The sequence below is a fragment of the Streptosporangium sp. NPDC000509 genome (assembly GCF_042898365.1).
Classification (GTDB): Bacteria; Actinomycetota; Actinomycetes; order Streptosporangiales; family Streptosporangiaceae; genus Streptosporangium.
Genome location: NZ_JBIAYX010000011.1, coordinates 316,402 through 338,126, shown reverse-complemented (window position 1 = coordinate 338,126; position 21,725 = coordinate 316,402). Strand labels below are relative to the sequence as shown.

The window sequence follows — 21,725 nt, the reverse complement described above, 5'->3', positions numbered from 1 at the left end:
CCCCCACCGAAGCGGGTAGGACGGGGTTGTGCTTCATGCACTGGCTTTTAACACACTGTTGAGTTCTCAAGAAACGGACGCGTACACCATCACCCACACCCGACCAACCGGTCCGGCAGAACTCCGGGGCGTTCCATTTCGTATCACTATCTTATCGGGAGTGTCGTTTTCGTGTCAAACTGTCGGATTTTCCGACCCTCGACTCGAACCCGCCGAACCCGCTAGGATTGCGACCACCCCGTTTCCAGGGCAACCCCTCTAACTTACTCCAACATCCGATCGTTGTCCAATCACTCGGACACATCCGGTTTGCCGGGGTGGAGAGAGGGTTTTGCCGGGCAGTTAGTTCGCTCCTGGAGGTTTAAACCTGGATGCTCGCTGCCCTGCGGAAAGAACACTACCAGGACTCTCACGTCACAGAGACAACTTGCCAACCATCCCGGAGACTCGCGCGTCCCAAACAGGCAAGCGCGCAACCAGACGTCAAGCCATCCGCAATCGACTCTGGATACGAAGAGGCGCGAGGGTCAGAATCCTGACTCCGCCGTGGAGGTGAGCACATGACCCGCTCGGAGTTCGACGACATCCGCGCGCACATCGATGCGGAGGCCGACCACCCAGGCGACCTGCTGAGGGTTGCCAGGTCTCTGCTGAACGACCTTGAAGACGCACGTATGAGAGAGGCGACCCTCCGCGCCTACTATCTGCGTCTCCTCACCGCGGCTCGGGCGACGGTCGCCGCGGAGGCGGCCGGCTACCCGGAGCCGTTGACCTTCCTCACCGACGAGCTCGCCAAGCGCGGCCAGCTCCCGACATCCGAGGACGAGGTGAACCGGATCCTCGGCGACGCCCACACCGCGGCGGCGCTACTGGCCTGCCTTGAGGAGAATCCTCTGGGGACGACCCCGATGAACACCGGAGGCTCTCGCGCGCGGAGGTGCGCCGGCACAAGCCGTAGCCTCCCACGATGAGGCGTTCCGCGTCATTGACCTGGGCTTGAACCAAGATCTGTAAGACTCCAGGCATGTTGCAGCGAGGGCTGAATTGGGCTGCGGCGACCCTCGTGGGCGTCTTCGGCTTTGTCTGGACCGGTGTAGTGATGTTCACGGCCGTCGAGACCTCGACGTGGACGTGGATAGGACAAGTCTCCTTTGGGGCCTTCCTCACCTGCTGGGCTTGCTACAAGGCGAGTCTGCTGGTGCGCCGCACCAGGCCCGGTTTCGTCCCGAGACATCGCCGGGTGAGGGCCAGAGCCTGAGGGATGCCCTCGCGGGCCGGGACCAGGAGGCCGATCATCGGCGCCGGGTCCCGGTTCGGAGTCGGAAGGCACCACCGGGACGGTCTCGCGTCCCGGCACCCGGGGATCCGGCGGACTATGCCCCCGTCCGGAACGAGCGGAGTTCGTCGGCCACCTGCCGGCACGGCACTCCCAGGTCGAACCGGCTGAGCAGGTGGATGCCCTCCCCCGTGTCGATCTCCAGGAGTTCCGTACGCGAGGTGAAGCGGGTCCGTGTGTCCACCCGGATACGCTCGACGGCGCTCCACGGCACCCGTTCGGATCCGGCGAAGCCCCTCACCACGACGAGACCTTCGCCATCGGCTGTGAGCCGTACCGGAGCGAGGAGATCGCGCACCACCAGCGCTGTCAGGATCGCGGTCGCGGCACCCGCCAGGATCGCCCCTCGTGGGTCGTCGAGGGTGAGGACCGTGAGCACCGCGAGGGCGAACGCTCCGACGATCTTCATGATGAGGAGATCGCGGCGCACGCGCCAGCGCAGGATAGGTCCGGACGTTTCGCTCACAACGGCACGCTACCTCTCGAACTCCGGCATCTCTCGAAATGCCTCCCGCACGCCAGGCCCGACATGCCTTGACGCACAGCGGTGGATGCCCCGGCCAGGCGCACGAAGGCGAGGTCTCGACCGCCCAAGAGGTCTCGACTGCCCAAAACGCGGAAGGCCCTGATCTCTGGGAGATCAGGGCCTTCCGATTGGTAGCGGGGACAGGATTTGAACCTGCGACCTCTGGGTTATGAGCCCAGCGAGCTACCGAACTGCTCCACCCCGCGTCGGTGTGTGTTTGAACACTATCCGGGATTCCCCTCGGGCTGCAAATCGGCACGGAAACGCGAGGTCACCGGCCTCACGTCGCCCCCGCCCGCGGAGCCTCCGGGGTTTCACGGACGGGCACGAGGCGATGTCCCCACCGCAGAAGCCTCTGGACGCGTTAGATCCCGAGGAGGAAAAACAAGAAAGGCCCCGGTCGCCGTTTCCGGCGACCGGGGCCTTTCGATTGGTAGCGGGGACAGGATTTGAACCTGCGACCTCTGGGTTATGAGCCCAGCGAGCTACCGAACTGCTCCACCCCGCGTCGGTGTATGTCTCAACCATACCCGGCTTTGGTGGCGGACGCGAATCAGATCGCTGGGCCCCGGTGTCTTTCTAGGGATTCGGTGTGGGTGTCGGTGTGGCGGATGGGACCGGTGTGGGTGTCGCCGACGGTGCCGGGGATCCCGACGCCGAGGGAGACGGGGTGGGCGCGGGGCTCGCCTCGGTGCCCTTCAGCTTCGACAGCGCCTCCTGGAGCTCCTTCTGGGCCTCGCCGTAGTCGTTCCAGTTCGGCGGGTCGGCCTGGAGAGCGGCCTGTGCCTTGTCGTACGCCTTCTGCGCCTCGTCGATCGCCTGGGCCAGCGCGGTGGTGGGCTGGTTGGCGTTCGCCTCCTCGGCCGGCTTACCCTCCCCTTGCTGCTCCTGTGGAGCGGCCTGGGTGCTGTCGCCGAAGACCTGTTCCAGCGCGCCCTTGAGCGTGTCGGCCGAGCCGACCTTGCTGCCGTAGGCCACCAGGACGCGGCGGAGGATCGGGTACGGCTCCTGGCCGGAGGCGGCCGCGATCTCCACGTAGACCGGTTCGACGTAGACCAGGCCGTCGGCGAACGGCAGGGTCAACAGGTTGCCGTAGCGGACCTTCGCCTGGCCGAGCCCGAGCAGGTTCAGCTCGCCGGAGAACTTGTTCTGGAAGTTGTTCTGCACCTGGCCGGGACCGGGGATCGTGGTGTTGGAGGGCATGCGCAGGATGCGCAGCTTTCCGTAGTCCTCTCCGGGGGTGGCGTCCACGGCCATGAACGCGGCCAGGTTGGGTCCCTGGCGCGGCACGAACGTGGTGGTCAGCGAGAACGTGGGCTTGTCGGTGCTCGGCATCTTGACCGACAGGTAATACGGCGGCTGCTTGATGTCGCGCTCGCCCGAGGACGGGTCGTTCGGGACGTTCCAGAAGTCCTGGCCGCTGTAGAAGGCGTTCGGGTCGGCGATGTGGTACTGGGAAAGCACGTCACGCTGGACCTTGAACAGCGCCTCCGGGTAGCGAAGATGCTGCCTGAGCTCGGGCGTCATCTCCGTCTGCGGCTTGATGACGCCGGGGAAGGCCTTGCGCCAGGTCTGCAGGATGGGGTCCTTCTCGTCCCAGGCGTACAGGTTGACGGTGCCGTCGTAGGCGTCGACCGTGGCCTTCACCGAGTTGCGCATGTAGTTGATCTGGTCGCGCGGCTGCGGGACCACTACGCGCGGGTCGGTGATGGTGTCGCGCGTCATCGCCTCCAGGCTCTTGCTCTGGGAGTACGGGTAGGCGTTGGAGGTGGTGTACGCGTCGGCGATCCAGACCACCCTGCCGTCGACGATCGCCGGGTAGGGGTTGTCGTCCAGGCTCAGGAACGGCGCCACCTTGGCGATACGCTGCTGCGGGTTGCGCTCGTAGAGGATCTTGGAGTCCGGGTTGACGTCACCCGACAGCAGCAGGTTGATCTCGCCGTACTTGGCGGCGTAGAGCATCCGGTTGATGAAGGATCCGACCGGGACACCACCCTTGCCTTCGTAGGTGGTGTTCTTCTGGCCGGTGCCACCGCTCTCGGGGTAGTCGAGCTCCTGATTCCTCTGGCCGTTGCCGCCGACGACGACGTACTCGGCCGCGCCGCGTGCCTCGCCGAAGTAGATCCGCGACTCCTTGAGCTTCGTCCGCTCCACCAGGGAGCCGGTGACCGGCATGTCCTTGGCGTCGAAGTTGGGCAGCCCTTCGGAGTCGACCTCGTTGCCGGGCGCCGCCACGAAACCGTTGCCGTGGGTGTAGACGAGATGCCGGTTGATCCAGTTGTTCTGCTCGGCCGGCGGCCCCGTGAGCTCTCGCACGGCCACGACGGTGTCGCGCATCGTGCCGTTCTCGTCGGGGTAGCGGTCGACGTCGAGCGGATCGTGGAAGTCGTAGTAACCGCGAATCCGCTGCTTCTGCTGGTACGTCTTCGCGACCAGGCTGGGGTCGAGCAGGCGCACGCCGGAGATGGAGCTGTCGGCGCTGACGTTGACCTTGCTCGGGTCTCCCTGAGCCGTGTAGTCGATCACCTCGGCGTCGTTGACGTCGTAGGCTGTTCGGGTCGCGTCGATGTTGCGTTTGATGTACTCCTGCTCCTTGCCCTGCTGGTTCGGCTTGACCTGGAACTGCTCGACCAGGGCCGGGTAGACCCCGCCGATCAGGATGGCCGAGAGCACCAGGAGACCGAAACCGACGCCGGGCAGCATGCCCCCGGCGCGCACGACCCCGGCGAAGAACAGGACCGCGCAGATCAGGGCGATGATCGCCAGGATGGTCTTGGCGGGAAGCACCGCGTTGATGTCGGTGTACGAGGCACCGTGTCTGAAGCCCCGGTCGGAGAAGACCAGCCCGTACCGGTCGACCCAGTAGGCGACCGCCTTCAGCAGCACGAAGATGCCCAGCAGCACCGACAGGTGCGCCCGAGCGCCGCGCGAGGCGTGCACGCCGGGTGACTGGAGCCGGAACCCGCCGTACAGGTAGTGCACGATCGCCGACAGCAGGGCGGAGAGCACCACCGCGACGAACAGGAAGTTCAGCACCATCCGGATGAAGGGATAGGTGAACATGAAGAAGGAGATGTCCATCTTGAACTGCGGGTCGGTCGTACCGAACGGCGTCGCGTTGATGAACTCCAGCCAGGTCTTCCACTGACCTGAGAAGGACGAACCCGAGAACAGGCCGAGCACCGCCACACCGATCAGGAAGATCAGTTTGCGGTGCGGGTCAAGGGCCATCCGATACCGGTCGGCACCGCTGGCGCCACCGAACATTCCCGGACCGAACATCGGTCGCATGCGGTACGCCAGCAGCATGTTGCCGCCGACGATCCCGACCATCAGCAGTGCGCCGACGGCGAACAACAGGATCTGCGTGACGATCACACCGGAGAAGACGGCCGTGTAGTCGACCGAGTCGTACCAAAGGTAATCAGTAAAAATACCGGCAAAGAGAAAGAAAAGGATAACTATCGCGCCCAGCGCGATCGCGACGGGAACTAGCAGTCGTGGCCGGCGGGGCAAGCGCATTGCCCTGCCGGCTCCGGGGGTCCGGAAGCTCAAGGCCAACCCCTTGTCGTAAGAGCACGGTCCGTGTCTGGCAACCTACACCGGCGGGCAATGGGCCGCGTTCAGCCTTTCGGGCACGGTCCGGCCACAACACCAACTGGTCTCGGGTCCTTAGGTCCAACGTACGAGGACCCTGATGAGTGCCCCGTCACGAGGCCCAAGACCCGGAAAACCGGATCTTTTACCTAATTGGGCGGCGCGTCCCGCTTTCCGGGCTTCTCCTGCCGCTCACTCCCGAGGTCTCATTCCCTCGCCCCAGGAGCTCCCGTCCGGCTTCGGAAGTCAGCCCGCCGGGCAGCTCGGCACGGCACCCGAGCCGGTGCGGATCGCGTCGATCGCCTGGACGGCCTCGCGCAGGGTCGCGACCTTGACCAGCCTGAGACCGTCCGGGATCGCCTTGACCGCCTCCGCGCAGTTTTCGGTGGGGGTCAGGAAGATCGTCGCCCCCGCCTTCCTCGCGCCGACCATCTTCTGCTGGATGCCGCCGATCGGGCCGACGTCGCCCTCAGCGGTGATCGTCCCGGTCCCCGCGATGGACTTGCCGCCGGTCATCGGCCCGGGGGTGAGCTTGTCGACGATGCCCAGGGAGAACATCATCCCCGCGCTCGGCCCGCCGACGTCACCGACGTTGATCTTGACCTGGAAGGGGAACTTGTAGCCGACCCGCATGGTGATGCCCACGAGGGGTGCGCCGTCCTGGCCCGCGACGGTCGGGACGGTGATGGTCATGCTCTCGGCGCCCCGGTTGACGACGAAACCGACCTGCTCGCCCGGCTTGTGCCTGCGGACGGCGGCGGAGACGCTCTCGCGGTCGGACACGGGGGTGCCGTCCACCGAGACGATCTCGTCGCCGATCTTGAACTTGCCGTCGGCGGGCAGGCCCTTCTCCGTGGAGGCCACGGTCACGACCGAGCTGTAGGGGATCTTCAACTCCGTCAGCGCCGCCGCGGTCGCGTCGTCCTGGGAGTTCGTCATCTCCTGGGTGTTCTGCTCCTCGACCTCCTTCGCGGTGGTCGCGGGAGGGAAGATCGTCTCCTCGGGCACGACCGCGATGGTGGGATCGATCCATCCCCTGAGCGCGCTGAAAAGATCGATCCTGGTGCCGGGTCCACCCTGGTAGGCCACGGTGACGAGGCTGAGCTTGCCTTCCGTCGGATACGTCTGGCGCCCCTCGACGCTGATCACCGGCTTGCCGTCGACGTCCCCGATGGTGTTCTCGGTCGGCCCTGGGCTCAGCACGACGTACGGCACCGGCAGCAGGGCGCCGACCAGCGCGAACATGAGCGTGAGGAAGCCCGCCACCATGAGGGTCAGCGCACGTCGGGACATGGACAAAGCCTATGCCGTACGACAGGTCATGAAACCGTACCCGGACGCCGCCGCGCCGACGGTCGCGTACCGGCCGGTCGATCTCACTCGCAGGCCCCCACCCACTCGGAGGAGCCGTCGGCGAAAAACTGGTTCTTCCAGATGGGGACCTGGCTCTTGAGGTCGTCGATCAGCCTGCGGGAGGCCTCGAACGCCTCGCCTCGGTGTGGCGCGGCGACCGCCACGACGACCGCGATATCGCCGAGCCGCAGGTCACCGACTCGATGAACGGCGGCGAGCGCGGTCACCGGGAAGTCCGTGGCGATCTTCTCCGCCACCCGGCGAAGCTCGTCCACGGCGCTCGGGTGCGCCGAGTAGGACAGGCCCGTGACCGGCTTGCCGTGGTCCTGCTCACGGACCGTGCCGACGAAGACCGTCGTGCCGCCCGCGGCGTGGTCACCGACGGCGGCGAGCACCTCGTCGACGGAGAGCGCGCTGTCGCGAATATCGAGCAACCGGATGACATCCACGCCGCAAAGCGTACCGGCAGGGAAAAACGGCCCCCGCAGCGCACTTCCGCTGACGGGATCCGCGCCAGGACCCGTACGAGCCTGTACGCCCTGAGCGGACATCAGGTGGTGCGGCGCTTCTTGCGGGCGGCCCGGACGATCGCCGCGGTGCCGAGGACGGCGACGGTGGCGCCGGCCGCGGTGAGTGTGGCCTCCTTGCCCGACAGGCGACGGCCCACCACGGCGTGCCTGCCCTCGCGCAACTTGAGGAGTTGCTCGAACGCGGCCTCGTTGCTCCACATCGGCTTCCAACCGGCCTCGCGCAGCGCGGTGCAGTCGACCACCCACGGGTAGACGACGTAGTGCAGGTCGGTGGCCGGGGCCGGGGTGATGCCGAGGCGGTGCAGGCGCTGGGCGGTGCCGAAGGTCAGCCCGGCGGGCAGTTCCAGCCGGCGCAGCCCGGAGATCTCCTCCACCTGCTCCTGCTCCAGCCACCCGTCGCCGCCGACGGCCACCACCCCCGAGACCGTGCCGAGCGCCGCCATCTCAAGGGCCGAGACGAGGTCGTCCACGTGGCAGAACTGCCAGCGGGGGGCGCATCCCTTCACGGTCAGCAGCCGGGGCGCCTCGAAGTGCCTGGTCACCACGCTGTCGATGCCGGGACCCACCACGGCGGCGGGCCGGACCACCGTCACGCCGAGACCGGGGTGGCTGCGCAGGGAGCGGCGGGCCAGCGCCTCGATCTCCAGATGGTCGCCGACCATGCCCGTGTCGGGCTCGGCGGCGACCGGCGCCCCCTCGGGCAGCGGGACCGGGTTGTCGGGGACGGCTCCGTACACCATGGCGCTGGTGAGCAGCACGACCCGTCGCACCCGCGCGGCCGCGCTGGCGGTGAGCACCGTCTGGGCCGCTCGCAGATTGTAGGCGCGCCGCTCCGTCGGGTTGACGTCGAGCGCGTAGTCGGCGGCCAGATGTACGAGCACGTCGATGTCAGATATGCGGTTCGCCAAGAGCGGATCTCGGACATCGAGGACCCGCCAGGTGACGTCGGGAACGTCACCACGCTGCTCGTCGATGGCCACGACCCTGCGGAAATCCGCAGACGAGGCGACCTTCGCGAGGAAGGCACGGCCTAGGCCCGAGGCGGCGCCGGTGACGGCGACGACGGGGGGCCGGGAGCGTTTCGAGGTAGGCACCAGGTCCTCACTTTGCACTGACCCGCCATGCGACGGATAACGTGGCGGATGTGGACTCCTCCATCCTGCACGAGGTAGAGCGGTGACTGACTTGCCAGGTCGGGAAAACGACCCCAACGAGAACCCGTTCGCCATGTTCGGCAACCCGGAGCAGATCGCAGCGGCAATGCGCCAGTTCGCCGACATGCTCTCCGCTCCGCCGACCTCAGGTCCCGTCAACTGGGACATGGCGAAGAACATCGCACGGCACGTGGTGGTCGCCGAGGGCGATCCAAGTGTCATGGAAGGCGAGCGGCGCCAGATCGTCGACGCCCTGAATCTGGCCGACCTGTGGCTCAACGAGGCCACCTCCCTGCCGAGCGGGGTGAGCAACCCTCAGGCCTGGAGCCGTTCGGAGTGGATCGAGAAGACCATTCCGGTCTGGCAGAAGCTCTGTGACCCGATCGCCGCCCGCATGGTCGAGACCATGAGCGGGACGCTCGGTGCCGCCGGTCTGCCCGCGGAGGCCCAGGCCATGGCCGGGCCGCTGATGGGGATGATGAAACAGATGGGCGGCATGATGGTCGGCCAGCAGATCGGCCAGGCCGTCGGCTCGCTCGCCCTGGAGGTGATCGGCTCCACCGACATCGGCCTGCCGCTGTCGGACAACGCCGCCCTGCTGCCCGGCGGCGTCGCGGCGTTCAGCCAGGGCCTGGAGATCCCCGCCGAGGAGATCCGCCTCTACCTCGCCCTGCGCGAGGCGGCTCACCACCGGCTTTTCCAGCATGTGCCGTGGTTGCGCGCGCACCTGCTCGGAGCGGTGGAGGAGTACGCCAGGGGCATCACGGTGGACGCGTCCGCGCTGGAGGAGCAGCTCCGCGGGCTCGACATCAACAATCCCGAGCAGCTCCAGCAGGCCCTGAGCGGCGGCAACCTGCTCAAGCCCGAGGAGACCGAGCGGCAGAAGGCCGCCCTGTCCCGGCTGGAGACCATGCTCGCCCTGGTCGAGGGCTGGGTCGGCACCGTCGTGGACGGCGCCGCGGACGGCAAGCTCCCCTCGGCGACCGCGCTGTCGGAGACCGTACGGCGCCGCAGGGCGACCGGTGGTCCCGCCGAACAGACCTTCGCCACGCTCGTCGGCCTCGAACTCAGGCCCCGCCGCCTGCGCGAGGCCGCCACCCTGTGGCAGGCCCTGGAGGCCGACCGGGGCGTCGACGGCCGCGACGCGGTCTGGAACCACCCCGACCTGATGCCCACCGCCGACGATCTCGACAATCCCGAGAGGTTCGTGCGGGGCGAGCCCGAGCTCGACCTGTCGTCCCTGGAGGGGACCCTGCGGGAGCCTCCCCGTGACGGCGGCGACGCCGAGAAGAAGCGCGAGGACGACGGTGAGGACGGGAGCGCGTGAGCCTGCGCGCCGACGCGAAGGACGTGCTCATGGGGTGGGTCGCCCCGACGGCGGAGGAGGAGATCCTCCGCAAGGAGTTCCTTGAGCACGTCCACGCCAACGACGACGCGATGTGGCGCGAATGCGTCACCGGCCACCTGACGGCCACGACCGCGGTGCTCTCCCACGACGGTGAGCGGGTGCTGCTGACGCTGCACCGCAAGGCCGGGATGTGGCTGCCCATGGGAGGTCACTGCGAGCGCGGCGACGCCTCCCTGGAGGCGGTGGCGCTGCGTGAGGCCACCGAGGAGTCCGGCATCGCGGGCCTGCGGCTGCTGCCGGGCCCGCTCGCGCTCGACCGGCACCGGGTCTGGTGCCACCCCCCGCACAGCAGCCATCTCGACGTCGAGTACGGCGCCGTCGCTCCCGCCGACGTCGAGGCCGTGATCAGCGCCGAGTCGCTCGACCTGCGCTGGTTCCCGGTGGAGGAGATCCCCGAGCTCTCCGACGAGGCGACCCGCCGGCTGGCCCGCCGTGCCCGTGAGGCCCTGCGTTCCAGGTGATCGGAAGCTCGATGCCGTACTCCGGCCTGTTCCGGGCATGCCCCGAGAGTGTTGGACCGTTTTACGCTTGTCTCATCTTTGCCCGGATATCTTCGTTCTCATCGGGCTGTACGGAACGGATCGGGGCACTGTGAGCGTGAGGACAGCGGCTGACAGGGGCACCGGACGTGTCGGGAGCGTCGGGAGCGCCGCCGCGCCGTCGGCGCGCCGACGGCGTTGGAAGGTTCCCAAAACCTTCGCCTGGGCCACGGTGACCCCGTTCGCCGCCTGGGCGGTGGCCCGGGTGGCCGGGCTCGAACGCGACTCGCTGACCACCCAGCTCATGACCGGCACCCCGTACGTGGCCGCGGCCTCGCTCGTACCGCTGCTGCTGTCGGCGCTGACACGCAACCGGGCGGTGACGGCGGTGGCGCTGGTCACCACCGCGGCGCTCGGCCTCAGCGTGCTCCCCAGGGCCTTCCGTTCCGGGGATCCCGCGGTGGCGGCGGCGGGAACGCCGCTGCGGGTGCTGACGCTCAACACGCTTTTCGGACGTGCCGAGCCCGACGCCGTGATGGATCTGGTCCGGCGGCTGGATCCCGATGTGTTCAGCACCCAGGAGCTGACCCCGGGAATGGTAAAGGATCTGCGGGCCGCCGGGCTGGAGGAGATCCTGCCGTACCAGGTGCTGGAGCCGGAGTGGAGCGCCGGTGGAAGCGGTCTGTACGCGAGGTATCCGCTGACTCCGAGGAAGGACCTGTTCGAGGCGATCGGGCACAACATGCCCGCCGCGCTGATGACGGTCCCCGGCACCAAACCCGTCGAGATCGTCGACGTGCATCCCTTCCCGCCGCTGGGCAGGCAGGTGTACGACTGGACGGCCGCGCTGGAGGCCCTGCCCTCCGCCGCGCCCGACACGATCCGCATCCTCGCGGGCGACTTCAACGCCAGCCTCGACCACGCGGCGATGCGGCGTTTCCTGAGCCGCGGTTACCAGGACGCGGCCGCCGTCGCCGGGGAGGGCCTCACCCCCACCTGGCCGGTCAACAGACGCGTCCCCGCACTGATCACGATCGACCACATCGTGGTGGACCGGCGGGTGGGAGTCGACGCGGTCAGCGTGCACACGGTGCCCGGCACCGACCACCGGGCGGTCTTCGCCGACCTGCGACTACCTTCGCCGTCCTGACGGCTTTCCGAAACGTCAGGGCGACAGGAGCGCCCGGGTGTTGTCCCAGCCCTCCAGGCCGGGGTCGAGGAGGCGGATGTCGTCGGGGGTGCGCAGGCGGTGCCAGCCGGGACCCCTCGCGACCATGCGGCTGCCGGGCGCGGCGGCGCGGAGCGCCTTGACCGGGTCGAGGTCGTCGAAACCCACCGCGGCCCAGTCGGGATAGGGCAGGTGGGCGGCGAGCGCCACCGTGCCGCCCCCGGTGTCCGGGCAGACGGCGATCCTGGCCCGGCCCAGCTCGCGGAAGAGCTTGCCGATGAGCAACGGGGGCAGGTCGGGTGCGTCCGCGCTCAGCAGGACCGCCTGTCGTCCGTACGGCAGGGCCGCGAAGGCCGCCTCGACCAGGGCGCTCCCGGAAAGATCGGGGATCTCGACGACCGGGGTGCCCGGCCAGACGATCTCCTCCATGCCGGGGACGCTCGTCACCACGACCGGAGAGACGAAGTCGAGCCCGGCGACGAGCTCGTAGGCGTCTTCGGCGAGGGCCGTGCGGAAGAGGGCGGCGTCGATCCCCGCGGGGGCCGCGTCCGCCACGGAGGGCGTGACCAGGACGGCCACCACTCGTTCTTCCGTCAAAACCCCTCCGCGGAACCGTGGGCCGCCGTGGAGAATCCCTCCAGGAAGCCTCGCGCCCGCTCGGCCTTGGGATATCGTTCCACGAGCGCCCAGAAGCGCGAGCCGTGGCTCGGCACCAGCAGGTGGACGAGCTCATGCATGATCACATAGTCGACCACCCACGACGGCATGCCCCGGAGCCTCGTGGAGATCCTGATGGTCCCGTGATCGGGGGTGCACGAGCCCCAGCGGTGCTGTTGGTTCTCCACCCAGCGCACGCTCGACGGTCTCGCCTCCCCGCCCAGATATCGGGCCGACAGATCGACGGCCCGATCGAGGAGATCGTCGTCGGAGGGACGTCTGCGCTGCTCCTTGGCCGCGAGGCGATCGAGCATACGGCGCACCCATTGTTCCTCATCGGTGCTACTCAAACCGGCGGGGAGGAGCACGATCGTTTTCTCGCCGTCGCGGTACGCAGAAACCGTCCGCCGGCGGCGAGAACTACGACGGACCTCGACTGTCTCGGGGGGCACATATGAACGGTAGCCGAGAATGGCGAATTCACACCAGAGGGTAGAACACGTTCCCGCTGGTCAATCCCCGTTCGCCGATTGTTCAGCGTGGATGATCAACTATGACCGTGACTTATCTAATTAACCTGGATATCAGCCGTCTCATGCGTCGCCGAAACGCGGGACCCGCTGTTCTCTCCGGCCTGCCGAGCCTTCAAGCATGCCGTCGTAGATCATCATGACGGGCCGGGCGAGGGGTTTCCGGCGCGGCGCGGCGTCGAGATCCGCGCCCCTTACTCGCCAGGGAGATCTTTTGAGCGGTCGACAGGACGGGGGCCGGCACGGGGGTGAGTTATCCACAGGTTGAGAGTTATCCACAGGCGACGGGAAAGGTGTCTGGGATCTTGAGGGGCCGTGCCACGCTGGGCCCACCCGGCCGGCCCACCCGTTTTTCCCGGCTCACCTGCGGGTTCCTCCTGAGAAAGGTTCTGCGATGAGACCACGTCTGAAGCCCGCCCTGCGCCGCGTCGCCCGCGACGGACGCACCCTGCAGTTCGGTCTGCATCCTCGTCACGCGGTGGTGCTGACCGATCTGGAGCCGGGAGTCCGCCGCTGGGTCGAGAGTCTCGACGGCGTTCGTGACCTCGCGGGCGTGCTGGCCGGTGCCGCCGAGGTGGGCCTCGGCGAGGAGGACGGCCGGGCTCTGCTCGATCTGCTGGTCAGCCGTGGCGTGGTGGACGACGCGGGCGCGGCCCCCGGTCCGCTGCGCACACTCGCGATGGCCGAGTGTGACAGGCTCCAGCCGGATCTCGACGCGCTCTCCCTCACACCGGGCACGATCGACGGCGGTCTCGCCGTGCTGGAGCGCAGGCGAGAGGCCCAGGTACGGGTCTACGGCGCGGGGCGGGTCGGCGCGCAGGTCGTCGCCCTGCTCGCCGCCTCGGGGGTCGGCCGGATCTGCGTCGTCGATCCCGGTACGGCCCGGCGAAGGGACGTCGTCCCCGGCGGGCTCGGCTGGACGGAGGTCGGAATGAGCAGGCAGGACGGCGCGGTCGCGGTGGCCAAGAGGCTCGCGCCCGGCCTCACGGCGTGGACCGGCGACGGGGCCGCCCAGCTGGCCGATGGGGCCAGACCTTTCGACCTGGCGGTGCTCGCTCCGGTGGGGCCCCTGGACGGTCTCCTGGTCAAGGAGCTCGTCGAGTGGGAGATCCCGCACCTGCTGGTCACCGCCTTCGAGGGCTCCGGGTCGGTCGGCCCTCTGGTGCTGCCTGGACGGAGCACATGCCTGCACTGCCTAGATTTGACCCGACGAGATCGTGACCCTGGCTGGCCTGTCGTCAGCGCCGGTCTGGGTGGTTTCCCCGCGGGAGAAATCGCGTGTGGGACGGTGCTGTCGACGCTGGTGGCGGCGACTGCCGCAGGTCACGCACTCGCCGTGATCGACGGCCGTGAGCCCGCTGTGACCAACAGCACAGTGGAAGTATTGCCAGATTGGAGCTGGAAGAGGCGATCCTGGAGTGTTCATCCTCAATGTCGTTGCTTCCGAAACGAGTTGGGGTCGCTGACAATGGTCGCGTCGGCTGCCTGTCGCTGACGGACGCACGGCTCACAAACACACAGCTGACAGACACAGCTGACGGACACAGCGGTCGGCTACCCGCCGCCGACGGATACACAGCGAAGGGAGGGAGCGGCGTCTCGCTGTAGCAGCGGATGCGCCGCTAACCAAGGTGAGTGACCTTCCGCGCCGCGCCGTTGCGCGCTCTGCCAAGCTGGCCGCCCTGCCGATCGGGTTCGCCGGACGCACCGCTCTCGGTCTCGGAAAACGAATCGGGGGCAAGTCCGCCGAGATCGTCGCCCAGGAAATCCAGGAACGCACCGCCGAGCAGATCTTCAAGGTTCTCGGGGAGCTCAAGGGCGGGGCGATGAAGCTCGGCCAGGCGCTGTCCATCTTCGAGGCGGCACTGCCCGCCGAGGTCGCCGGCCCCTACCGCGCGACCCTGACCAAACTCCAGGACGCGGCTCCGCCGCTTCCCGCGGCGACCGTACACAAGGTCCTCGTCGAGCAGTTGGGTGACGACTGGCGGGAGAACTTCCTGTCGTTCGACGACAGGCCCACCGCCGCCGCGTCGATCGGGCAGGTGCACAAGGCGGTCTGGCACGACGGCCGGACGGTCGCGGTGAAGATCCAGTATCCGGGGGCGGGGAAGGCGCTGCTCTCCGACTTCACCCAGCTGTCCAGGCTCGGCAAGCTCTTCGGGGTGCTGCTGCCCGGCCTCGACATCAAGGCCGTGCTGAGCGAGTTGCGCGAGCGGGTGGTCGAGGAGCTCGACTATCTCCACGAGGCCGAGGCCCAGCACGCCTTCGCCCTGGAGTACAAGGACGATCCCGACTTCCTGATCCCGGACGTGATCGCCGCCAACGAGCAGGTGCTCGTCTCCGAATGGGTCGACGGCACCCCTCTGTCGCGGATCATCGCCGACGGCACCCAGGAGCAGCGTGACCGGGCCGGTCTCCAGCTCGTCCGGTTCCTGTTCTCCTCGCCCGCGCGGCTGGGCATGCTGCACGCCGACCCCCACCCGGGCAACTTCCGGATCGTCGAGGACGGCCGGATGTGCGTGCTCGACTTCGGCGCGGTCAACCGGATGCCCGACGGATACCCACCGGTCTTCGGGAAGCTGACCCGCATCTTCAACAACGGCGACATGGCGACCGTCGTGCAGGGCCTGCGCGACGAGGGCTTCATTCAGCCGCACATCGAGATCGACCCCGAAGCCCTGCGGGCGTTCCTCGCCCCCTACGTCGAACCGACCGCCGTGGAGGAGTTCTCCTTCAGCAGGGAGTGGCTCCAGCAGCAGGCCGCCACGGCCACCGACCTGCGTCCCGGCAATGTGGTGCGCCAGCTCAACCTGCCGGCCTCGTACGTTCTCATCCACCGGGTGCACGCGGCGGGGGTCGGTGTTCTCTGCCAGCTCGGCGCCACCGCCCGCTTCCGCGAGGAGGTCATCCGCTGGGTCCCCGGGTTCACCGACGAGGACTCGGGAGAGCCCACCCTCACCAGCGCCTGAGGGACCTCTCCCTGCCGCGACTTTCCGCTCCCACGACTTCTTCCGCTTCTACGACTTCCGCACGGACAGCGCCCGCTTCTACGACTTCCGCACGAACAGGGCGCCGGTTCTACGGCTTCTACCCGGACAGCGCCCGCTTCTACGACTTCCGCACGGACAGGGCGCCGATGGCTTATGGGCGCCCGAAGGCTGTCCCCTTGTCGTGACGCGGCGACGTGCTGTGATACCCCTCGATGTGCCACGACGTGCCGCGATACTCCCCTCCCGGGACCTACCACGACGCGGTGCGATGCCTCTCGATGCCTCTCGATGTGCCGCAATGTCCTGCGACACGCCGCGGCGTGGTGGCTCCGGCGAGACCGGCGAGACGCTTGAGGGGTGACCCGCCTGAGCGGGTCACCCCTCGTTCGTCTCACTCTTCGAGTCCGTCGCCTCCGTCCGGCCCGTCTCGCTCTTAACGTCCTCTTCCGTGCGGCTTCGCGTGTTTCTCGTGCGTGCTCTACGCGTCGCCGCCGGTCCCTACCGGTCAGGTCGAACAGATCAAGGCGGGCAGATCATGACAGATGATGACGGATCAGACGAGGCGCAGGATCGCGCTCCGCAGGCGCGCCGAGGCGCGCTCCGCCTCACGCTGGGCGCGCCGGAGGCGCTGAAGACCTGCGGCCCTGCGATGCTCCTCCGCCTCCCGGTGGAGGGTCCGTATTCGGTCACGGACCAGTTCTTCTTGCATAGACGGCAGGGGGAGGCCTCTGGTGTTGGAGTGGCTCATCGGAATGGTCCCTTCGGAAACGTGTGGTTCGTGGTCGGCCGAGTTCTTGGTGATCCGGGTTCTCGGCGGTTCGAGTTCTGGGTGGTTCGGGCGGTTACCGGGTTGTTCAGGCAGCGACCGGGTTCTTGCGGGGACGCCCACGCGGACGCTTCCGGGGAACGATCGCCCCCCGCAGAACAAGCTCGCCGCCCCAGACGCCCCACGGCTCCTCGCGCTCCAGCGCGCGGGCCAGGCAGGCCTCACGGATCGGGCAGCCCCCGCAGAGCGCCTTGGCGAACTCCACGTCCTCCGGAGACTCGGCGAACCACAGGTCGGGGTCGGTACGACAGGGGATTGTGGCTTCGTCGATCAGGTCCATGACCGTCTGGGCCCCCATCTGTTCACCTCTCAGCTAGGTGTTGATCTTCGGTTACCTCTTGGGGTGGGGGTCAGGAATGACGCGGACAAACAAGAAGGCCGCGGATCCTGTGTGCGGATCCGCGGCCTGAAGGCTTTTTCCTCGGTCAGGTTATGACCGGAGGTTGCCCCCAGGGTTGCGGACCGCGCAGTCCACCGTTTCCGATGTGCTTGGTCGTTGTTGCGTAGTTGCCGCCCAGCCCACTCCGAACAGCCGGGACGTCCGTCGCCGGGAAATCAGCCGGAGCGAACCAACGACGGCCGGCTTCGGCGTGGAAGCGGGCAGAGTCCACCTGCAGAGCCAGAGCAGCCACGCCACCGGCGAGGATGACCTGACTGTCGCAAGGCAGAACGGTGTTACGGCGCGCAGAAGTGAGCCCCATCTGGGACTGCATCAGGATGCTCTTCACAGCGGACTCACCTCCATTCGTTGATCGTCGGACAGTAGCGTCCGACTTGCATGTCCATGACCTTAAACCCCGGCCCGGGGAGTGGGCAACCTATTTTCCACCTGCGGTTTTGCGACTATCTCACGCGGATCATCGCCTCCTGAACTACCGACACGGCCAGTTTCCCGGACCGGGTGAACATCTCTCCCTTGGCGAGCCCTCGCGCCGCCCCGGACCACGGTGACTCCTGGGCGTAGAGCATCCACTCGTCCACCCGGAAGGGACGGTGGAACCACATCGCGTGATCCAGCGACGCGCCGAAGAGGTTGGACGCGCCCCATGCGAGGCCGTGGGTGAGAAGGACGGTGTCGACCAGGGTGAAATCGGAGGCGTAGGCGGCGAGCACCACGTGCAGCAGCGGATCGTCGGGCAGTTCCGCGTCGTAGCGGAACCACACGTTGGTGTTTGAACCGCGAAGCTCCGGGTCGCGGTAGGCCTCCCAGGTGAGGGGGGTGACGTAGCGGGCGTCCACCGGTCTCGGCCTGGAGACCCACTCTCGCAGCGGCGAGTCCGGCCCCACCGCCTGGAGAATCCGGTCCTTGAAGAGCGGCAGGCCCTCGGGGTCGACCACCTGCGGCATCGTGGCCGCCTGGTGTTCGACACCGGTCTCCGTCACGTGGAAGGAGGCCGACATGGTGAATATCGCCTTACCGTGCTGGATGGCCACCACCCGGCGGGTGGTGAAGGACCGGCCGTCGCGGACCCGCTCGACGTTGTAGACGATCGGGATGGCCGGGTCTCCGGGACGGATGAAGTAGGCGTGCAGCGAGTGGACGTGGCGGTCGTCGGGCACCGTCCGTCCTGCGGCGAACAGTGCCTGGGCGGCCACCTGGCCGCCGAAGACACGTTGGATGCGCTCCTTCGGGCTGCGCCCCCTGAAGATGTCGAGCTCGATCTGCTCCAGGTCGAGCAGATCCAGAAGCTCCTTCAACGCCTCGTTCACGCGCCCTCCGTCTGGTTTGCGGCGATACGGCATAGTTCAAGTACCGCCTCACCATAACGATCAAGCTTGACCCGTCCGATTCCGGTGATGGCGAGGAGATCCTGCTCCGAAAGCGGTGCCCGTTCGGCGATGGCCTGGAGTGTGACGTCGGTGAAGATCGCCCACTGGGGGATCTTCTCGTGCTTGGCCACTCCCGTACGCCACGACTTGAGCGCACCGAGCAGCGCCTCGTCGTAGTCGGCGGGGCAGCCCGCGCACCTGCCGAGCTTCTGCTCGGTGGCGGCGGTGAGGGTCTTGCCGCAGACCCGGCAGCTGATCGGCGCGGCGACCTGGCGGCGGTCGGCCGCCGCGGCCGGGGCGTCGGCGCGGCTTTTCCGCGCGGAGCGGCCGGTGAGCCCGTCCAGGAAGCGGGACGGTTTGCGGGAACGCCGCCCGCCGGGTGAACGCGCCAGCGCCCACGACAGCGCGAGGTGGGCGCGGGCGCGGGTGACGCCGACGTACAGGAGGCGGCGCTCCTCCTCGATCTGCTCGGGCGTCTCCGCGTAGATGATCGGCAGCATGCCGTCGGCGACGCCGACGAGGAAGACGGCGTCCCACTCCAGGCCCTTGGCGGCGTGCAGCGAGGCCAGGGTGACCCCTTCGACCGGCGGCGCGTGCTGCTCTCCGGCCCGGCGCTCCAACTCGGCCACGAAGGCGGGCAGATCGGCGCCGGTGGCGGCGAGGTCCTCGGCGAGATCGGCCAGTGCCTTCAGTGACTCCCACTTCTCGCGGGCCTTGCCCCCGCCGGGAGCCTCGGGAGTGAGCCCGATGCCGGCCAGGATGTCGTGCACGGTCGAGGCGAGCGTGTCGCCGGGCTCGGCCGAGCGGGCGGCGCCACGCAGCAGCACGACCGCCTGGCGGACCTCGGGACGCTCGAAGAAGCGGTCGGCGCCGCGCAGCACGTACGGCAGGCCGGCCTTGGCGAAGGCCTGCTCGTACGCCTCGGACTGGGCGTTGACCCGGAACAGCACGGCGATCTCGCGGGTGGGCACCCCGGTGCCGACGAGCTTCTTCACCGCCCGGGCCACCCCCTCCGCCTCGGCGGTCTCGTCGTCGTACTCGGTGAAGACCGGTTCGGGGCCGTCGGGGCGCTGGGCGATCAGGGCGAGCTTGTGCGGGGTGCGTGCCCTGTCGAGCACCCGGTTGGCCAGGGAGACGACCTGGGGCGTGGAACGGTAGTCGCGGACCAGCTTGATCACGGTGGCGTTGGGGTGCTCGACCGAGAAACCGGTCAGGTAGCGGGGGGTCGCCCCGGTGAAGGAGTAGATCGTCTGGTTGGGGTCGCCGACCACGCACAGGTCGTCGCGCCCGCCGAGCCAGGTGTCGAGCAGCAGCTTCTGCAGGGGGTTGACGTCCTGGTACTCGTCGACCACGAAGTAGCGATACTGCTGGCGGATCTGGGAGGCCACCTCGCGGTGCTCGGTCATCACGGCCGCGGTGAGCTCCAGGATGGTCTCGAAGTCGACCAGGTGCCGGTCGCGGCGGAGGTTCTCGTAGGCCTCGTAGAGCCGGAAGACCTCCTCGGCGGGGACCGGCGAGACGCGGCCCGCCTTTTTCGCGGCCTCCGCGTAGTCCTCGGGGGCGATCTGGGTGACCTTCGCCCATTCGATCTCGGAGGCGATGTCACGCAGTTCGGAACGGTCCTGGTTCTTGCGCAGGACCCGACAGGCGTCGATCAGCAGCGGCAGCTTCGACTCGATCACCCTGGGCGGGTCGCCACCGATGACGCGCGGCCAGAAGTAGGTGAGCTGGCGCAGCGCGGCGGCGTGGAAGGTGCGTGCCTGCACGCCCGGCGTGCCGAGGTGCCGCAGCCGCTGCCTGAGCTCACCGGCCGCGCGAGTGGTGAACGTCACCGCCAGCACGCCCTGGGCGTCGACCACTCCGCTGCGGACCGCGTGCGCGATGCGGTGGGTGATGGCGCGGGTCTTGCCCGTTCCCGCCCCCGCGAGGACGCAGACCGGTCCTCTGACGGCTTCCGCCACCTCACGCTGCTCGGGGTCCAGTGCCGCCAGAACGTTGTCGGGCTCCACGGAGCCTCCTTACACGCAGTCGAACGGACCGGGCGGCAACATCCTCCCAGTCACTGGCCAAGCATCAGTCATTCTGGCAACATGCCGCCGTCAACCTATGCGGTTCGCCGAGATGCACAAAGCGGGCTTTTTGCTCCACAATGGGGGCGACCGATCCGGGGGAAGGAAGAGGCTCGTGCGAACTGGGGTAACCGTAGGTGCACTCGCCCTGGCGACGGCGATGGTTGTACCCGCGGTGGCGTACACGACCGCGCACGCCCACACGGTCTCGGCTCCGGCCCAGACCGGCGGCGCACCCGGCTCGGCGGAGGCACCCACAGGCAGAGCCACCACCGGTACCGCGAAGGCCGGCGCGGACGATACGGATCGCAGCACGTACGGCACGGCGAAGGCGACCACCGGGGTGGCCGAGATCGGTACGGCCACCGCGGGAAGGACCGGCACGGGGACCGGCGTGAGCAAGGCCGGCACGAGCGGTACGGGCACGAGCGGTACGGGCACGGGCGGTACGGGCACGGGCGACCCCAAGAAGACCTCCACCCAGAAGACCCGCGCGGGCAACCCGACGCCCCCTCCGGTGGGCCAGCCCGACCCCCTGGTGCAGGGCACGGTCGTCAACACCGTCGCGTACGGTCGGCACGTCCGCCAGCGCATGGACGTCTGGTACCAGACCGACGAGCTGAAGCGGCCCGGTGTCTTCCTGATCCACGGCGGCTGGTGGTCGTCGGGCGACAAGAAGTACATGACCGAGATAAGCCGCAGCTACGCCGAGCAGGGCTACGTCGTCTTCAACATCAACTACCGCCTCTCCACCGACGCCTCCTGGCCGGCACAGCGCACCGACACGCTGAGCGCGATCGCCACCGCACGGCGGAACGCGGCACTGTGGTCCTTCGACCCGAACAACTACGTGGTCGTCGGCTTCTCCGCCGGAGGCCACCTCGCCGGGGCCGTGGGCACCTACAAGAACGGCTGGCCCGGCATGCGCGGCGTCGTCGGCATCTCCCCGGTGATGTCCCCGCTCACGGCGTACACCGAGGGCATCGACACCTTCGACCTGGAGAGGCGCAAGCTTCGCGAGTCGGCCATCAGGCTCGCCGGGGGCTGTGAGCCCACCGGCAAGTGCGCCAGGGTCTGGGCGAGCATGGAGGTGCCGTGGCACGCGAGCCGCGGTGACGCGCCCATGCTGGTCGTGCACTCCGAGGACGAGTTCGTGTCGCCGGAGCACAGCGAGCAGCTCAAGGAGCACCTGCGCAAGGTCGGCGTGCCGGTGACGATCGTCACCGAGCCCGGCATCGCGCACAGCTCACCTCTTTACCGGCTGCCCGGTGTGGCGGACCGGGTTCAGCAGTGGGTCGCGGAGAAACTGCTCCCATCGGGAAGATGAACGGC

General features: G+C 68.2%; 19 protein-coding genes and 2 tRNA genes. 7 read left to right on the top strand and 14 right to left on the bottom strand.

Translation table 11 applies throughout. From position 1 onward, the window contains the following. Positions 1-560: 560 nt before the first annotated feature. Entirely contained in the window at positions 561-971 is a 411-nt protein-coding gene (locus ACFY3D_RS22240) for a hypothetical protein (RefSeq protein ID WP_350947823.1), read from the top strand. Positions 972-1,373: 402 nt separating this feature from the next. On the opposite strand, the gene ACFY3D_RS22235 is transcribed toward ACFY3D_RS22240, so the two are convergent. The 7 genes from ACFY3D_RS22235 to ACFY3D_RS22205 all read right to left on the bottom strand — a co-directional run bounded on the left by ACFY3D_RS22235 (position 1,374) and on the right by ACFY3D_RS22205 (position 8,439). Continuing rightward, entirely contained in the window at positions 1,374-1,802 is a 429-nt protein-coding gene (locus ACFY3D_RS22235) for a PH domain-containing protein (RefSeq protein WP_389981870.1), read from the bottom strand. 189 nt (positions 1,803-1,991) lie between these two features. After that, positions 1,992-2,068, bottom strand: a tRNA-Met gene (locus tag ACFY3D_RS22230). A gap of 225 nt (positions 2,069-2,293) precedes the next feature. Further along, positions 2,294-2,370, bottom strand: a tRNA-Met gene (locus ACFY3D_RS22225). A gap of 71 nt (positions 2,371-2,441) precedes the next feature. Next, positions 2,442-5,384, bottom strand: coding sequence for a UPF0182 family protein (locus tag ACFY3D_RS22220; protein WP_389981868.1), 2,943 nt, complete (start codon positions 5,382-5,384; stop codon positions 2,442-2,444). A gap of 321 nt (positions 5,385-5,705) precedes the next feature. Next, a complete protein-coding gene (locus ACFY3D_RS22215; RefSeq protein ID WP_389981866.1) occupies positions 5,706-6,752 on the bottom strand; it encodes a PDZ domain-containing protein in 1,047 nt (348 codons plus the stop codon). Between the two features lie 83 nt (positions 6,753-6,835). After that, positions 6,836-7,261 (bottom strand): molybdenum cofactor biosynthesis protein MoaE, encoded by a 426-nt coding sequence (locus ACFY3D_RS22210; RefSeq protein ID WP_350947826.1) that lies wholly within the window; start codon positions 7,259-7,261, stop codon positions 6,836-6,838. 101 nt (positions 7,262-7,362) lie between these two features. After that, positions 7,363-8,439 (bottom strand): NAD-dependent epimerase/dehydratase family protein, encoded by a 1,077-nt coding sequence (locus ACFY3D_RS22205; protein ID WP_389981886.1) that lies wholly within the window; start codon positions 8,437-8,439, stop codon positions 7,363-7,365. A 79-nt stretch (positions 8,440-8,518) separates the two neighbouring features. On the opposite strand from ACFY3D_RS22205, the gene ACFY3D_RS22200 reads away from it, so the two are divergent. The 3 genes from ACFY3D_RS22200 (at position 8,519) to ACFY3D_RS22190 (ending at position 11,533) form a co-directional block, all read left to right on the top strand. Next, positions 8,519-9,823 (top strand): zinc-dependent metalloprotease, encoded by a 1,305-nt coding sequence (locus ACFY3D_RS22200; RefSeq protein ID WP_350947827.1) that lies wholly within the window; start codon positions 8,519-8,521, stop codon positions 9,821-9,823. Then, positions 9,820-10,365, top strand: a complete 546-nt coding sequence (locus ACFY3D_RS22195; protein WP_389981864.1) for an NUDIX hydrolase — start codon at positions 9,820-9,822, stop codon at positions 10,363-10,365. The genes ACFY3D_RS22200 and ACFY3D_RS22195 overlap by 4 nt, the downstream gene beginning before the upstream one ends. A gap of 136 nt (positions 10,366-10,501) precedes the next feature. Further along, on the top strand, positions 10,502-11,533 hold the full coding sequence (locus ACFY3D_RS22190; protein ID WP_389981862.1) for an endonuclease/exonuclease/phosphatase family protein: 1,032 nt from the start codon (positions 10,502-10,504) through the stop codon (positions 11,531-11,533). A 15-nt stretch (positions 11,534-11,548) separates the two neighbouring features. Here ACFY3D_RS22190 and ACFY3D_RS22185 read toward each other — a convergent pair whose 3' ends face one another. Further along, the gene (locus tag ACFY3D_RS22185) at positions 11,549-12,148 is read right to left on the bottom strand and encodes a hypothetical protein (protein ID WP_389981860.1); all 600 of its coding nucleotides are present in this window, start codon (positions 12,146-12,148) and stop codon (positions 11,549-11,551) included. After that, entirely contained in the window at positions 12,145-12,660 is a 516-nt protein-coding gene (locus ACFY3D_RS22180; protein ID WP_350947831.1) for a M48 family metallopeptidase, read from the bottom strand. Before ACFY3D_RS22180 ends, ACFY3D_RS22185 begins: the two co-directional genes overlap by 4 nt. A 472-nt stretch (positions 12,661-13,132) precedes the next feature. Between ACFY3D_RS22180 and ACFY3D_RS22175 the strand changes: the two genes are divergently transcribed. Further along, entirely contained in the window at positions 13,133-14,233 is a 1,101-nt protein-coding gene (locus tag ACFY3D_RS22175; protein WP_362899178.1) for a ThiF family adenylyltransferase, read from the top strand. Between the two features lie 136 nt (positions 14,234-14,369). Then, positions 14,370-15,707 (top strand): AarF/UbiB family protein, encoded by a 1,338-nt coding sequence (locus ACFY3D_RS22170; RefSeq protein WP_362899176.1) that lies wholly within the window; start codon positions 14,370-14,372, stop codon positions 15,705-15,707. A 574-nt stretch (positions 15,708-16,281) separates the two neighbouring features. Here the strand turns inward: ACFY3D_RS22170 and ACFY3D_RS22165 are convergent. The 5 genes from ACFY3D_RS22165 to ACFY3D_RS22145 form a co-directional block, all read right to left on the bottom strand. Beyond that, positions 16,282-16,437 carry a hypothetical protein gene (locus ACFY3D_RS22165; RefSeq protein ID WP_350947834.1) on the bottom strand — a complete coding sequence of 52 codons (156 nt, stop codon included), beginning with the start codon at positions 16,435-16,437 and terminating at the stop codon, positions 16,282-16,284. Positions 16,438-16,582: 145 nt separating this feature from the next. Next, entirely contained in the window at positions 16,583-16,852 is a 270-nt protein-coding gene (locus tag ACFY3D_RS22160) for a WhiB family transcriptional regulator (protein WP_329085648.1), read from the bottom strand. 127 nt (positions 16,853-16,979) lie between these two features. Further along, complete coding sequence (locus tag ACFY3D_RS22155; RefSeq protein WP_350947835.1) at positions 16,980-17,282, bottom strand: hypothetical protein; 303 nt, start codon at positions 17,280-17,282, stop codon at positions 16,980-16,982. 115 nt (positions 17,283-17,397) lie between these two features. Continuing rightward, positions 17,398-18,264: an acyl-CoA thioesterase II gene (gene tesB / locus ACFY3D_RS22150; RefSeq protein ID WP_362899172.1), complete on the bottom strand. Its 867-nt coding sequence runs from the start codon at positions 18,262-18,264 to the stop codon at positions 17,398-17,400. Next, a complete protein-coding gene (locus tag ACFY3D_RS22145) occupies positions 18,261-20,333 on the bottom strand; it encodes an ATP-dependent DNA helicase UvrD2 (protein ID WP_362924454.1) in 2,073 nt (690 codons plus the stop codon). The genes tesB and ACFY3D_RS22145 overlap by 4 nt, the downstream gene beginning before the upstream one ends. Positions 20,334-20,508: 175 nt before the next feature. On the opposite strand from ACFY3D_RS22145, the gene ACFY3D_RS22140 reads away from it, so the two are divergent. After that, positions 20,509-21,720: an alpha/beta hydrolase gene (locus ACFY3D_RS22140; RefSeq protein WP_389981857.1), complete on the top strand. Its 1,212-nt coding sequence runs from the start codon at positions 20,509-20,511 to the stop codon at positions 21,718-21,720. The last annotated feature ends 5 nt before the right edge of the window (positions 21,721-21,725 follow it).